The organism is Thiomicrorhabdus sp. (genome assembly GCF_041583835.1).
Classification (GTDB): domain Bacteria; phylum Pseudomonadota; class Gammaproteobacteria; order Thiomicrospirales; family Thiomicrospiraceae; genus Thiomicrorhabdus.
Genome location: NZ_JBFHFC010000002.1, coordinates 177,042 through 190,974, shown reverse-complemented (window position 1 = coordinate 190,974; position 13,933 = coordinate 177,042). Strand labels below are relative to the sequence as shown.

Genomic DNA, 13,933 nt, shown 5'->3' with positions numbered 1-13,933 from the left:
ATTATGATGAGTGCAGAATTTAAAAAATACATATGCAAAACCTGTGGCCTAATCTACGATGAAGAACTTGGTGACCCGGATTCAGGATTGGCTCCCGGTACACGCTTTGAGGACATTCCGGATGATTGGTATTGCCCTCTGTGCTTGGTAAGCAAAAGTGACTTTGTACTCATCGATGAAACGAAAGCAGCCACCAACGAAAATGCACCGAAACGTAAAGTCAGCAATCAAGCCGACGTATTGATCATCGGTGCGGGCTATGCCGGTTGGCAAGCGGCGGAATCGATCCGCGAACAGCTTCCCGACAGCGAAATCACGCTACTGACCGCATGCGACGGTACTGTCTACCCGAAACCTGCAATTTCCATGGCTCTGAGCCAGGGACGTACTGCAGAAGATCTGAAAGAGGCATCGGCGGAAGAAAAAGCCGCTCAACTTGATATCGGCGTAAAAACCCGCACCAAAGTGATGTCGATTAACACCAAACGCAAAAAGGTTATGACGACCACCGGCAGCTTCAGTTACGACAAATTGATTTTAGCGACCGGTGCACGTGCGGTACTGCCAAAAATCGAAGGCGATGCCGGACATGAAGTCTTGGCAATCAACGACTTGAACGCATACCGTAAATTCCGCAATGCACTGGAAGGTAAAAACTCGGTGACTATCATCGGCGGCGGCTTGATCGCTACGGAAATGGCCGAAGATTTGGCAACCCAAGACATCAAAGTCGACCTGATCGTACGCGGTAATCATTTGATGCGTCAGATTCTACCTTCGTCCATCGCGGATACGCTTGAAGATAAAATGAAGCAGAAGAACATTCAGCTGCACTTCGACACCCAGATTACACAGATGGATACGACAGAAAACGGTTACCAATTGACCACTGCCGAAGGTTCTCATATCGATACTCAAATGGTACTAAGCGCCATCGGTCTTCAGCCGAATATCGATATCGCTAAAAAGGCAAAACTCGAGACCAACAAAGGCATTTGCATCAACCAGTATTGCCAGACATCCGATCCGGACATTTACTCTTTAGGCGATTGTTCTGAAAGCAACGGAGTTATTCAGGCGTATTTAGAACCGATTAGACGTCAAGCAAAAACCATTGCGGCACACATGAGCGGCGATCAGTCTCAGGAATTCCTGATCCTTCCGCCTTTAGTCAAAACCAAGACGCCAAGCCTGTCGATCATGTTGAGCCCACCGCTTAATATGGAACAAGGCGAATGGGAAGTCACCCTACAGGCCGGAAACGACCAGAAGATACTTTTCAAAGATCACGACAAGATTTCTGGATTTGCTCTGAGCGGCGAACTGGCTTCATCGGCCAACCAGCTATATCAGCAACTCTTCTCAGCCTAACTCGTCCGTTATTCATTCCCCCATAAAAAAACCTCGATCCCTAAAAGATCGAGGTTTTTTTTATCTCTATCAAATATCCATTCATTTCAAAACAGGTTTCAACCAGTTTTAAAACTAGCCGACGCAAGCCGGCAAAAACTTAATAGAACCCTACTCTTCATTCAAATCGAAAGAGGTTAGGCCAGTCCGAGCTTCTTCAATCGATAACTAAACTGTCTAGGCGTCATATTCAACAACAAGGCCGCTCGAGTTTTATTGCCGTGCGCCATCTCCAACGCCTGTTGCAAACGCGCTGACTCATCCTCCGACACACGCCAATATGCCCGTTTTTCGCTCTGCTCATCCATAGCTGCCTGAGACGGCCAAGGAAAGCCCATTCTTTCCGGCTGTTGGACGGCCGCAAAATCCACCCCACCATATCCATTATTATGAATAGGCGGTGGTGCCTGCGGTCTTTGCCATTCCTGAGATACGACCGGCGCTTCGATTAATTTCGGCGCTTCCGGCTCGATCGCTGGGACTTGCCCGACATGAATAATCGCACTCTCTTCGGCAATAATGCGCTCGATTAAAGCAGACGAAATAAAACGGCTTTCATCCGCCAAAAGCACGGCTCTTTTCACCACGTTTTCCAGCTGACGAATATTTCCCGGCCAATCATACAACTCCAAAAACTCCATTGCGCCGTGATCGAAAATCGCACTCGCATGATATTCCTGGTTTGCCTGATTGAGAAAATGTCTTGCCAACAAGCGGATATCGCCTTCGCGCTCACGCAATGGAGGCAACTCAATCGGGAAAACGTTAAGGCGGTAAAAAAGGTCTAAACGGAACTTACCGCTATTCACCGCCTCGTGTAAATCTTTGTGGGACGCCACGATGATACGGGCATCGACCGAAATCGGCTTGGTCGCACCGACACGAGTAATGGAACGCTCTTCCAGCACACGCAAAAGTTTGGCCTGGAGTCCCAAGTCAAGATCTCCGATCTCATCCAGGAACAAGGTTCCGTGGTTCGCCAACTCAATCTTACCCTGCTTGGTTTGAGTCGCACCGGTAAAGGCGCCTTTTTCATGCCCGAACAATTCGGACTCTAATAAATCTTGCGGAATCGCAGCGCAGTTGATGGCGATAAACGGTCCGTCCTGTCTATGAGAAGACAAGTGCAGCATACGCGAGAATTTCTCTTTACCCGTTCCGGACTCACCTTTCAGCAACACCGTTACCGAGGCGTTCGCCGCACGCCCGACTTTATTCAAGGCTGACATCAGCGACGGACTTTCACCGATAATACCGTACTGACTACCCTGCCCCAACGCCATCGCTCTTAATTGTTCGTTCTCTTCTTTTAAGATCTGCGTCTGTTTTTCGAGCATGGTATTAACGGCAAGAATCTCACTGATGAAAAGCGAGATCAGCTTCAAAATCCCCAAATCCTTATCCAAGGGGCGATTACGGTTCGCCAGCCTGTTTACGGCCAACACGCCGATCACGACGCTATTACGCACGATCGGAGTGGCGATAAAGGCTACGGTTTCCTGAGGCAGTGTAGAACGATCAACCGTACGACAGAGGTAGTCGTCTTCCTTATCGATATCCGACACGATCACCGGTGTTCCCGTATGCATTACCTTACCGGTAATCCCTTCGCGCATCGCAAAACGACCCCTTGCGATCTCGTCTTTTGTCAAACCATAGGCGTACGCCGTGTATAAAAAACCGGTCACACTTTCCTGCAACAGGACTCGACCACGGTTCAGACCCATTTGACGGGAAATCAGACTTAAAATAGTATGGATTGCTTTTTGAGGATCGTAGGCATTCTCAATTTGCTCAGCTGCCTCTTTTATGACAACATATTCGGAATGATTGGCAATGTCGAGCCGCTCTATTTGTTTCACGGAATCACCTAATTTTTAGGGCTTTAGCTAAAACCCATAGTACCATTTTGTTCATCAAACCTAAAGCTAGGAGCGGCTTATGACCATCTCTTGCTCATCTTATGATCAACTTGAAATTGCGGCCATGAGAGGCCAAAAAGTTCGTTTAACCTTTAAACCTTCAGCAGGAGACAATTCAATCTATGAAGGTTTGATTTCGGATCTATTTTGCCAGAACGGCGAAGAGTTTTTAAAAACACCCGATAACCAGATCTGGCCATTAGAAGGGTTGCTATCGATAGAAATTTTAACGTCTTAGCAACGGAAAAAACGGTTGCGGGAAACCCTGCAACCGTCTCTTAAAACATCATTTATTCAACATGCCATGAATAACGTTTGATCAATTTCACAGCGATGAAATCCAGTAAGAACCCGATCGCCCCGATCACGACAACCATAGCAGCCAAGGTATCATAATCCAACGTATCCCTTGCATCGTTGATCGCATAACCTAAGCCGGACGTTACCCCAAGGTACTCGGCAGGAACCAAGACAACCCAAGCAACACCAACCGCCAAACGAATACCCGCAAATACATCCTGAGCAATCGCCGGCATAATCACGCGTCTCAGCATTTGATAACCGTCGGCCCCAAGGTTACGAGCCACTCGGAACCAGTTAGGGTCAATACGTTGCACACCGTGCGCCGTACCGAAAACAATCGGCCATACCGTCGCCATGACCAACAAGAAGATAATCGCAGCATCCCAGGTTTCAAAAGCCAGTACCGCAATCGGCATCCAAGCCAACGGACTGATCATTCGTAAAAACTGGAACGGCATATTGGCAACCTGACGAACCGGTAAGAAATACCCAACCAGAATACCCACCGGTACACCGATTAGAATCCCCCAGAAAAGTCCGATCAGGATTCGATACAAACTGGAATAGATGGTCTCCCACAAATAGTTCGAACCAATTAATTCCCATAAGGCTGTTAAGGCCGGAGCCGGCGCGAAAGCGGCAAACGCTTCCGTGTCGGGGTTTGACTCGATCAAAACACCACCAATCCACCATAGGAACAGGAGAATCCCCATCCCTATTACTGCATTAACAAATCCCTGCAACCAAGGCGGTAATTTTTTAAAGCCAACCGATAGTTGGCCCAACGAGTCTGACACTACACTCATAATACAAACACCTCTTCACGCTCCGTTGGATTCGCTGGATTTACGCCGGGAACTTTATCCCAAACACCAAACTTATCCATCGCGTTTTTAACATAATCGTAATTCACCAAGTCGTTGACGACAAAGTCCGTATCCAAATCGTTAAGGAAGGTCTTGTCACCCGCAACCAACGTATTCTTAAGTTCGTCAATAATGAACTTAGTGGCTGAAGGATATGGATAAGGGTTGAAATCGATTCGTCCCACACCCCAATCTTCATGCTTGATCGCGTCCGGTTCCGCATAATGCGAAGGCGCATAATCCGTCATCGCTTTCAAGACCACTTTCGCTTTCATCGGTAAGTAACGCTTACCTTCACGAGAAAGCATTTTCGCCACTTCTTCTTTGTTCTCTTGTGCATACAAAGCACCGCGAACAACCGCATTCATTACTTTTTGAGACCACTCTTTCTTCTTGTCTACGTGCTCGTCATGCATACACACAACACAACATGGGTGGTTCTTCCAAACGTCACCGGTAAAGCGCAACATCTTCGCACCGGCTAAAACTTCACCTGCTGCGTTAAACGGTTCTGCAACGATGAACGCATCAATCTTTTTCGCTGCCAATGCAGGCGGCATATCCGGTGGAGGCATGATCTGCAAGTTAACCTGATTCGGTTTAAGTTCATCGGTCTGGTCTTGAATAACAGGTTCTAAACCGGCATTCTTAAGCGCCATTTGCAACACGATGTTATGCATTGAATACCAGTAAGGCACGGCGATCTGCTTACCACCTAGATCTTCGAATTTTTCTACACCGGTGTGTTTACCGACAACCAATCCTGAACCGTTGGTATGTGCCCAACCTGTAATTTTTACCGGGAATTTGTTGTTATATCGCATCCAAACCGGAATCGGCTTCAGGAAATGCACCAAGTTAAACTTCTTAGCGGCAAACCCTTCGATCAAAGGAGACCAACCGCGAATCAAAGTCGGCTTTTCAACCTTTAGTCCTTCGTCTTCAAAGAAGCCCATTGCATGCGCCACCAACAAGGCACTCGCATCCGTAATCGGCAGGTAACCGATTCGTACGACTTCGTCGTCCGGCATTTCCATATTCGCCAAGGCATCCATCGGCAAACTCATCGCTGCCGTCAATCCCCCGGCTGTTGCAAGGCTATCAAGAATAAATTCTCGGCGCCCTTTTTGCGGATTAAACTTATAGTCCAATTTTGATAATTCGTCATCAGTACAGTATTGACACATGGTGGCTCTCCTTGTCGGGAATGTTAATTTATAAATCCTAAGAAACTTGCAATTCCAATTCTTTCTGCTTGGCTAAATCGATCTGTTCAAACTCATTGAACAACTTATCTTTTAGCTCCATAAATTCCGGCGCATTACGATCACGCGGATAATCAAGAGGCACATCCATTGAACCGACAATCTGTCCCGGGTTATGACTCATAATCACGACTTTGTCAGCCATTGCGATCGATTCCTCAATGTCATGAGTAACCAATACCATCGTAATGTTCTGTTCGTGACAAATCTGCGCCACCTCAGTCTGTAGGGCAACACGCGTAAATGCATCCAACGCCGAGAAAGGTTCATCCAAAAGCAATACTTCCGGCTCCGTTGCCAAAGAACGCGCCAATGCAACCCTCTGCTGCTGACCACCTGACAATTGTTGAACGTTTTTATCTTTATGCTCGGCCAATCCGACCATATCCAACAAATCTTCGACACGATCCGCTTTCTCTTTATAAGTACCTGCGAACACCAACCCTAAAGCGGCGTTTTCACGTACCGTCATCCATGGATACAAGGATGGTTTCTGAAACATCATGTTCCACTTTGCACTCGGCTTGATTACGGTTTGTGCATTAATTCGCACAGCGCCTTCTGACGGCATCAAAAGCCCCGCAATCATTTGTAATAATGTTGATTTACCGCAGCCGCTTCGGCCAATCAAAGCAGTTAGCTGTCCTTTTGGAATCATTAGATTGATATTGTCCAATGTCGGCTTAGTCTGCTTCTTGTTATAATAATGGGTTAGATCTGAAATCCAGATGCTTGACGAGGTCATAATCACTCCTGATATATTCTTCATCAAACTCATAGCACCAAAATGGCCACATAACATTTAACCTTAGTTTTCAACAGGTTAAGTAAAAACCGGACAATTCATACCTATTTCAGCACAAACAAACAGCGTCCCTGCACCAACAAAAGACAACAAATAGCTACAAAAGATTACATTTATTAACAAAGTTGACGAAAAAACTAACAAATTCAATCCTAAAAACCCTCCTTTCACAACCTGACCCAAAGCACCAAAAATTACAAATAAAGCACCAACAAAAAACATTATTGATTGCTTAATTAGTCGCAAAATACCGCAACTGTTGAATTACCGTAAATATTTATTCTTGGAATGAATAATGCTTATATGCACCTCAGAGAAGGCTAATCTACAAAGCCGTTAATCTCCCTTCTCACCAAACAGTTGCGCACTGTTTACCAACCAAAACATTTTTTCTTTTTTTATTTCAAGACTTAACAAAGCCAACTTAAAAGGAGGTCCAGCCATGTCCGGTTTGGAGCAAAAAATGACGGGAAAGCCGTCAAAACTTGATGAATATGAAGAGGCCATAGAGCATATCGAAGAGGAAGTGGATCACGTCCTCGGTGAGGAATACGAACACTGTGCCGTTCCTGCAAAAGCAAGACGAAGCATGTTCTCGGTAAGCATGGTATGGATCGGCTTCCCAATGATCATCACAGGTGCAATGACAGGTTCATTACTTGTAATGGGAATGGGATTTGTAGATGCCTTATGGGCGATGATTATCGGTAACTTGTTGATGTTTGCCTATGTCGGTGGTTTAGGACTGCTTGGAACCAAAAAAGGGTATAACTTTGCACTTATCGCCAGTATCGTCTTCGGGCGCAAAGGATATGTTTTCGCCTCGGGATTGTTAGCCACCCTGTTACTGGGATGGTTTGCCGTACAAACCGGGATTACCGGCGCATTGATAAACAGCGCCTTCCAGATCAACTATACGATGATGGCGATCATCGCCGGTATCTTATATATCGCAATTACCTTCATGGGTGTTCGAGGACTGCACTGGATCGGTATGATTTCCGCCCCATTGTTCGTCATCCTTGGTCTATGGGTTGCATTTGACGCTGCCAGCACAACTACCTGGGCGCAAATCGCAGCTTACCCTGGAAACAACCCTGAAGTACCAATGGCCTTCGGTATCGGCCTTACCATGGTAATCGCACTATTCATCGACGCAGGTACGGTGACCGGTGACTTCAACCGTTGGGCAAAAGACTCTAAAAGTTCATTAGTCGCTACATTCAGCGCCTTCCCGTTCGCCAACATGATCGCCATGCTGGTTGGTGGCGTCATGACAGCCGCCCTAGCCGTTCCGGATGCAAACCCATTCGGTGCCGACAACATGTTCGGTTACATGATTGCTCAAAACGTCGGTTGGTTGGCTGTGGTCGCTTTTGTCTTCTTACTGCTTAACCTTGGTTCGGTCTGTTCGCACTGCTTGTATAACGCTGCAACCGGTTGGTCACGTATCCTAGGAAGCCACATGCGTCTTCTTGCCGTCATTCTTGGTGCGATTGGTATCGTCATCGCCACAACCAACGTTTGGGCTTTCTTCATCGAATGGCTAAGCCTGCTTGGAATTATCGTTCCTCCTATCGGTGCCATCATCCTGATCGACCAATACCTATTGAGAAAAGACTCTGAAATCGACACAGACTGGCGTCCAAAAGCGTTCATCGCTTGGGCTATCGGTTCTGTAGCCGCGTTCATCGTTGAAAAATCTTTCCCTGGATTATCAACAGCGGTTTCTTCAGCGGTCATCGGTGGTTTGGCTTACTGGGCAATCATGTCTACCAGCAGCGATAAAGCAGCAGCACCTGCCGCCAAATAAGAATTTAATCAACAAACAATGGAGATATAGACATCGTGAGTGACTATAAATTTTTCGAACTGGGTGACTTTGTCACCCAAGGTGGCGCAACGCTACGTGACGCTAAATTAGCTTATAAAACGTTCGGTACGCTAAACGAAGCAAAAGACAACGTGATCGTTTACCCAACTTGGTACTCGGGACAACACTATGACAATGAATGGCTTGTCGGCCCTGGTATGGCCATGGACCCTGACAAATACTTCATCATCATTCCAAACATGCTGGGTAACGGTCTTTCTTCATCGCCAAGCAATACGCCGGCACCTTATGACCAGGCTCGCTTTCCGGGAACGACACTTTTCGATAACGTCACCGCTCAGCACAAACTGGTAACGGAAGAGTTCGGAATCGAAAAGATCGCTTTGGTTGCAGGTTGGTCAATGGGTGCACAGCAGACTTACCAGTGGGGAGCGCAATACCCTGACATGGTTGAGCGTATCGCACCTTTCTGCGGTTCCGCTAAAACCTCCGTCCACAACTTCGTATTCCTGGAAGGGGTTAAGGCTGCCTTGACTGCAGACGCCGCTTTTGAACACGGCTGGTACAAAACACCGCCTACAAAAGGCCTAAGAGCCATGGCTCGCGTTTACGCAGGCTGGGGCTTCTCACAACCTTTCTACAGAGAAGAGCTGTTTAAAGAACTAGGATACTCTTCACTTGAAGACTTTCTGGTTGCTTTCTGGGAAGGCTTCTTCCTGGATCGCGATGCCAACAACCTTCTGGCAATGCTATGGACTTGGCAGTACGGCGACATCAGTGCCAACCCGATCTATAACGGCGATTTCGAAAAAGCGCTTGGATCGATCACGGCCAAAGCGATCGTCATGCCGGGTGCAACCGACCTTTACTTCCCACCGGAAGACAACGAGTACGAAGTCAGCAAAATGCCAAATGCCGAGTTCCGCCCGATTCCTTCCATCTGGGGACATTTCGCAGGCGGCCCTGGGCTAAACCCGGTTGATGTCACATTCATTGACGATGCCCTAAAAGAACTTTTAGCGAGCTAATCTCGTCATCTCGAGCGGTCGTTCGACCGCTCTTCCCCCCTACAAAATACAATTTAAAATTTCGATAAGGAGAGTAAACAATGAGTGGACTCGGAGGCCTTAATAAATCTGACAAAGGTGTTGTTATCGGACTGGTTCAAAAACAACTGCCCAACGTCAAAACACCCGAAGATCTTGCACAAGAAACTCAAAACGTCTGTAATCTTGTCAAAAAAGCTAGAAACCAGATGCCGACCATGGATCTGGTCGTATTTCCAGAATACTGCCTGCACGGACTGTCAATGGACACCAGCGATGAAATCATGTGCCATCGCGACGGACCGGAAGTGCAAGCGTTCCGGAATGCATGTCGAGAAAACCACATATGGGGATGTTTCTCGATCATGGAATACAACCCGAACGGCTACCCTTACAACACCGGAATCATCATCGACGACAACGGTGACATCAAACTGTTCTACCGCAAACTGCACCCTTGGGTTCCGGTCGAGCCTTGGGAACCGGGCAACCTAGGAATCCCGGTCTGTGACGGCCCTAACGGCTCGAAACTGGCCCTGATTATCTGTCATGACGGCATGTTCCCTGAAATGGCCAGAGAATGCGCTTATAAAGGTGCCAACATCATGCTGCGTACCGCAGGTTACACCGCACCGATCAGACACAGCTGGAAAATCACCAACCAGGCCAACTCGTTTTGCAACCTGATGGTCACAGCCAACGTCTGTCTTGCAGGAACCGACGGCACATTCAACTCGATGGGCGAAGGCATGATCGTCAATTTCGACGGCACGCCAATTGTCGAAGGCAACGGAATTCCGGATGAAATCATCACCGCTGAAGTGCGTCCCGACCTGGTAGACGAAGCCCGAATTACCTGGGGCGTCGAAAACAACATCTATCAATTCGGACACCGTGGATACGTAGCTGTTAAAGGTGGTGCAATGGATTGTCCTTACACCTATATGACCGACTTGGCCGAAGGCAAATACAAGTTGCCATGGGAAGAATCCGTTCGCGTCAAAGACGGTACAAGCTGTGGATTCCCGGCACCGGAAAGAACCTACGAACCAATAGATGACAAAGAAGCGGCCAGCTACCTGTCACTCTAAAACGGCTAATCGAACAGCCAAGGCCCGCGTTTATTTTGCTGACGAGTAAAAGGGATAAAACCTGAAAGCTTGAATCTATGCGAAATGAATGGTGGGCCCTCACGGACTTGAACCGTGGACCTATCGATTATGAGGGCATTGTTCTAAAAATTAATTTATTTAAATTTCAACAAGTTACAAACCTGCCGCTTTCGAAATGTGACATAAATGTACCGCAATATACTACGCAATACTTCAGCAACGCCACAAATATGGCACAATTTGGTTTCCGGAACTTCAACACCCTATACAACTACTTCTTGATATCCTGCACCAACGTTCACATTCAATTGACTCAAAAATAAGCAAGTATTAATATCAAGTCTCATTAAAAATTCTTCAAGGACAACAGGATGGGCGACTCCAACCCTACTTCTCAAACAAAAGAAAGCGTTGAAATAAGGATAGAATTGGTTTTCAAACCAAGACTTTCAAAAAGTTTTAAACGAAATCCAACTCTCCCCATACAAGGCCAACCTTTAGACCTGTACATCAAGATAAAGAACATATCCAACCATGTATTCACTGGGGCCAAACTGACTTTCTCAAACTTTGAACATCGAGCGTCTCAATCAAACAATACAATCCGTAAGAACATAACACTCCCCTCTTTAAACCCCAATCAAACTGAAGAAGTGTTTCTTGATGGAATAACATTTGCGTTGGACGGCGGCTATTGGTATTCAATGAAATTATCCCCAGCAGCTACAAATCAAGACATCGTGACCCACCAATTCGACCCATACCACGGTACAGACGAGAAATACGGGACAAATGAATGGGGAGAAATTATCTACGTTGAAGGTAAGCTAGCCACCCTACAGTCTAGGACTAATCACTATATACTGATACTCACCGCTATTACCGTTTGGGAAGCCATATTTGGAATAGGTGACTCTCTAAAGTGGTTTGCACAGAACCTTTCAATACTGTTTTTATATCTATCAAATTTATTCGAATACATATCCTCATAAGAAAATCATTTTCAAAATACGCACCTTATGACCACCTAATTATCAGGAGAGAAGAAAAGTGTCAGAGTTAGTCGCAGATTGTCCCAGATGCAATGCAAAACAAATAACCTTTGATTTACTCGACCAAGTTTTTATAGAGAAGAAAAACAACTGGCAAAACTGCTTCGAGGTTTTTTGTTCCTGTAGGAACTGCATGAGACCAACTATGTTTTTCGTCTCACAAAAGTCTCCTGATGCTGGATATGAAAGAGTGATTAATAATGGACTAAATACTTTAACTTTTTCTGCCAATAAAATCGTAGACGTAGAACATATCGTAAACATCCTAGACGGCGAAAAAAGGTTACCCCCCCGAGCATTTACCAAAAAACATTCATGACATTTTTGAAGAAGGTGCTTCATGTCTTTCGATTGGCTGTAACAATGCAGCATCAACGATGTTCAGACTCTGTTTAGACCTTGCAACTAAAGAGCTCCTTCCATCCGATAATGATGAAACAACAGGGCTAAATAATAGAGTTCGAAGAAACTTAGGGCTCAGATTGCCTTGGTTATTTGACAATAACATACTCCCCGAATCCTTAAAGGAACTATCTAACTGCATTAAAGATGACGGCAATGATGGTGCACACGAGGGAATCCTAACCACTGAAGATGCCGAAGACATTTTGGATTTTACATTCATCCTTCTGGAGAGACTCTACACCGAACCCAAAAGAATTGAATTCGCCCAAGAGCGACAACGACAACGACACCAAAACAAATAACAGATAAACGGAAACGACATGGCCAATTTTAATTGGAAAGAAGAAGCTAACATTGAAGGCGAAATTTACTCGGCGGACATACTCGACCGAGCAAAATATGCCGTATTCTTAACAAACCATCTAGTTGGCGAAGGGGAGTACAGAAACTACGTTCTCAACTTGAATGCTGAATGGGGCGCAGGAAAAACTTATTTTCTACGGCGTTGGCTTAATGAACTCAAAACTGAACACCCCGTCGTTTACATTGATGCTTGGAAACATGACTTTTCAGATGACCCACTGTTAACCACTGTTGGTGCAATCATTAATCAATTAGAAAAACAGTCAGGAAACAACACCGATGCAATGATAAGAGATTCATCCCGAAACGTAATAAACCTATTCAAAGCCGTAGCTCCAATCATTGCCAAATCTTTAGTAAAAAAAGCATCGGGAATTGATACTGATGAAGTCCTTGAAGCCTCAACTGGAGAGAAAGAGCCAGGTGAAGACGATGAAGTGGGGAGCGTAACGGCCGAAGCGGCAAAAAAACTAACCGAAGCAATCATTAATAACCATAACCAAAAAGCGAAATCGATAGACAGTTTTCAAAAGACCATCTCTCAATGGGTCGATAATGCCACGAATACAGGTGAGCTAAACGCACCAGCTTTTATATTCATCGACGAACTAGACAGGTGTCGACCGACCTATGCAATAGAAATGCTGGAAACAATCAAACACCTGTTCTGTATGAAGAAAGTGGTATTTGTGATTGCCACGGATACCCAACAACTTCAACACTCGATAAAAGTTGTCTACGGAAATGAATTCGATGCCGAAACCTACTTAGGCCGCTTCTTCAATCGCCATCTATCCTTACCTGTACCTGACCACATTTCATTCATCAAGACCCTTCCCCAGAGCAAGCATTTGGTCACACTAATAAAAGAGCATCAATGGTCTGTCATGCCTTACTACCTAGACCCAGACGATATAATGGCAACAATAGGGAACTTTCTAAAACACTACAACTTAGACCTAAGAACTTCGGAACGCATTTTTGACCAACTCTTCTCCATACTCAATCAAGTAACCCAATCACCTCATAAAAAGTCGATTGACCTGATATTGACTGTAGCATTTCTATGTTGGAAAGAGAGAGACTATAACTTTTATATTTCGATAAAAAACAGAAACCGGGTATTTGTCCGAAGTGTTAGCGATTTTAGACAGTACCACCCTGAGTATGAACAACATCATATTGACAGTTTCAACATCAAATTTTATTTTCACTTGGATGCTGGCATAGGCTCTTTTGAAATTACCTTTCCTTCTCAACCTTCAACTGCACCTGGTGGAAGAGAAATATTAGCATCTCATTACATTCGATACAGATATGGTCAACTCATTGGTCAACCAATCAGGCCCCAAGACTCTCTGAATCAAGTACCAAGCGCTCAAAATACAGATACTTCTGATTTGATGCGCAGTACTATTGATACGAACAAAGATGGCTACTCTCATTTAAGCTTAGAGGAATATATCAACTTGGTTGAGCTGGCGAACTTATTTGATGCTTAAAATAAATGAGTTCCGACAGCGCTAAAACTCATAAAGAGAGAAATCGAG

General features: G+C 45.5%; 11 protein-coding genes. 7 read left to right on the top strand and 4 right to left on the bottom strand.

All coding sequences use genetic code 11. The annotated features are described in order from the left end of the window. Positions 1 to 6 precede the first annotated feature (6 nt). The gene (locus tag ABY044_RS02020) at positions 7 to 1,371 is read left to right on the top strand and encodes an FAD-dependent oxidoreductase (protein WP_373017618.1); all 1,365 of its coding nucleotides are present in this window, start codon (positions 7 to 9) and stop codon (positions 1,369 to 1,371) included. A 176-nt stretch (positions 1,372 to 1,547) separates the two neighbouring features. On the opposite strand, the gene ABY044_RS02015 is transcribed toward ABY044_RS02020, so the two are convergent. The 4 genes from ABY044_RS02015 to ABY044_RS02000 all read right to left on the bottom strand — a co-directional run bounded on the left by ABY044_RS02015 (position 1,548) and on the right by ABY044_RS02000 (position 6,511). Further along, a complete protein-coding gene (locus ABY044_RS02015) occupies positions 1,548 to 3,272 on the bottom strand; it encodes a sigma-54 interaction domain-containing protein (protein WP_373017616.1) in 1,725 nt (574 codons plus the stop codon). 350 nt (positions 3,273 to 3,622) lie between these two features. After that, complete coding sequence (locus ABY044_RS02010; protein WP_373017614.1) at positions 3,623 to 4,441, bottom strand: ABC transporter permease; 819 nt, start codon at positions 4,439 to 4,441, stop codon at positions 3,623 to 3,625. Beyond that, a complete protein-coding gene (locus ABY044_RS02005) occupies positions 4,438 to 5,688 on the bottom strand; it encodes an ABC transporter substrate-binding protein (protein WP_373017612.1) in 1,251 nt (416 codons plus the stop codon). Before ABY044_RS02005 ends, ABY044_RS02010 begins: the two co-directional genes overlap by 4 nt. Before the next feature lie 37 nt (positions 5,689 to 5,725). Beyond that, entirely contained in the window at positions 5,726 to 6,511 is a 786-nt protein-coding gene (locus tag ABY044_RS02000) for an ABC transporter ATP-binding protein (RefSeq protein WP_373017610.1), read from the bottom strand. Between the two features lie 502 nt (positions 6,512 to 7,013). Here ABY044_RS02000 and ABY044_RS01995 point away from each other — a divergent pair. The 6 genes from ABY044_RS01995 (at position 7,014) to ABY044_RS01970 (ending at position 13,885) form a co-directional block, all read left to right on the top strand. Next, positions 7,014 to 8,384 carry a cytosine permease gene (locus ABY044_RS01995; RefSeq protein WP_373017608.1) on the top strand — a complete coding sequence of 457 codons (1,371 nt, stop codon included), beginning with the start codon at positions 7,014 to 7,016 and terminating at the stop codon, positions 8,382 to 8,384. Between the two features lie 35 nt (positions 8,385 to 8,419). Then, on the top strand, positions 8,420 to 9,433 hold the full coding sequence (locus ABY044_RS01990; RefSeq protein ID WP_373017606.1) for an alpha/beta fold hydrolase: 1,014 nt from the start codon (positions 8,420 to 8,422) through the stop codon (positions 9,431 to 9,433). A gap of 80 nt (positions 9,434 to 9,513) precedes the next feature. Then, entirely contained in the window at positions 9,514 to 10,542 is a 1,029-nt protein-coding gene (locus ABY044_RS01985; protein WP_373017604.1) for a formamidase, read from the top strand. 392 nt (positions 10,543 to 10,934) lie between these two features. Next, positions 10,935 to 11,555 (top strand): hypothetical protein, encoded by a 621-nt coding sequence (locus tag ABY044_RS01980; RefSeq protein WP_373017602.1) that lies wholly within the window; start codon positions 10,935 to 10,937, stop codon positions 11,553 to 11,555. Between the two features lie 437 nt (positions 11,556 to 11,992). Then, positions 11,993 to 12,322: a DUF4145 domain-containing protein gene (locus ABY044_RS01975; protein WP_373017600.1), complete on the top strand. Its 330-nt coding sequence runs from the start codon at positions 11,993 to 11,995 to the stop codon at positions 12,320 to 12,322. 18 nt (positions 12,323 to 12,340) lie between these two features. Then, the gene (locus tag ABY044_RS01970; protein WP_373017598.1) at positions 12,341 to 13,885 is read left to right on the top strand and encodes a P-loop NTPase fold protein; all 1,545 of its coding nucleotides are present in this window, start codon (positions 12,341 to 12,343) and stop codon (positions 13,883 to 13,885) included. The last annotated feature ends 48 nt before the right edge of the window (positions 13,886 to 13,933 follow it).

What these genes read in the sequence shown, in the direction of transcription:
- ABY044_RS02020 (WP_373017618.1), top strand. Translation starts at nt 7, where the DNA reads ATGAGTGCAGAATTTAAAAAATACATATGCAAAACCTGTGGCCTAATC.
- ABY044_RS02010 (WP_373017614.1), bottom strand. Translation starts at nt 4,441, where the DNA reads ATGAGTGTAGTGTCAGACTCGTTGGGCCAACTATCGGTTGGCTTTAAA.
- ABY044_RS02005 (WP_373017612.1), bottom strand. Translation starts at nt 5,688, where the DNA reads ATGTGTCAATACTGTACTGATGACGAATTATCAAAATTGGACTATAAG.
- ABY044_RS02000 (WP_373017610.1), bottom strand. Translation starts at nt 6,511, where the DNA reads ATGACCTCGTCAAGCATCTGGATTTCAGATCTAACCCATTATTATAAC.
- ABY044_RS01995 (WP_373017608.1), top strand. Translation starts at nt 7,014, where the DNA reads ATGTCCGGTTTGGAGCAAAAAATGACGGGAAAGCCGTCAAAACTTGAT.
- ABY044_RS01985 (WP_373017604.1), top strand. Translation starts at nt 9,514, where the DNA reads ATGAGTGGACTCGGAGGCCTTAATAAATCTGACAAAGGTGTTGTTATC.
- ABY044_RS01980 (WP_373017602.1), top strand. Translation starts at nt 10,935, where the DNA reads ATGGGCGACTCCAACCCTACTTCTCAAACAAAAGAAAGCGTTGAAATA.
- ABY044_RS01975 (WP_373017600.1), top strand. Translation starts at nt 11,993, where the DNA reads ATGTTCAGACTCTGTTTAGACCTTGCAACTAAAGAGCTCCTTCCATCC.
- ABY044_RS01970 (WP_373017598.1), top strand. Translation starts at nt 12,341, where the DNA reads ATGGCCAATTTTAATTGGAAAGAAGAAGCTAACATTGAAGGCGAAATT.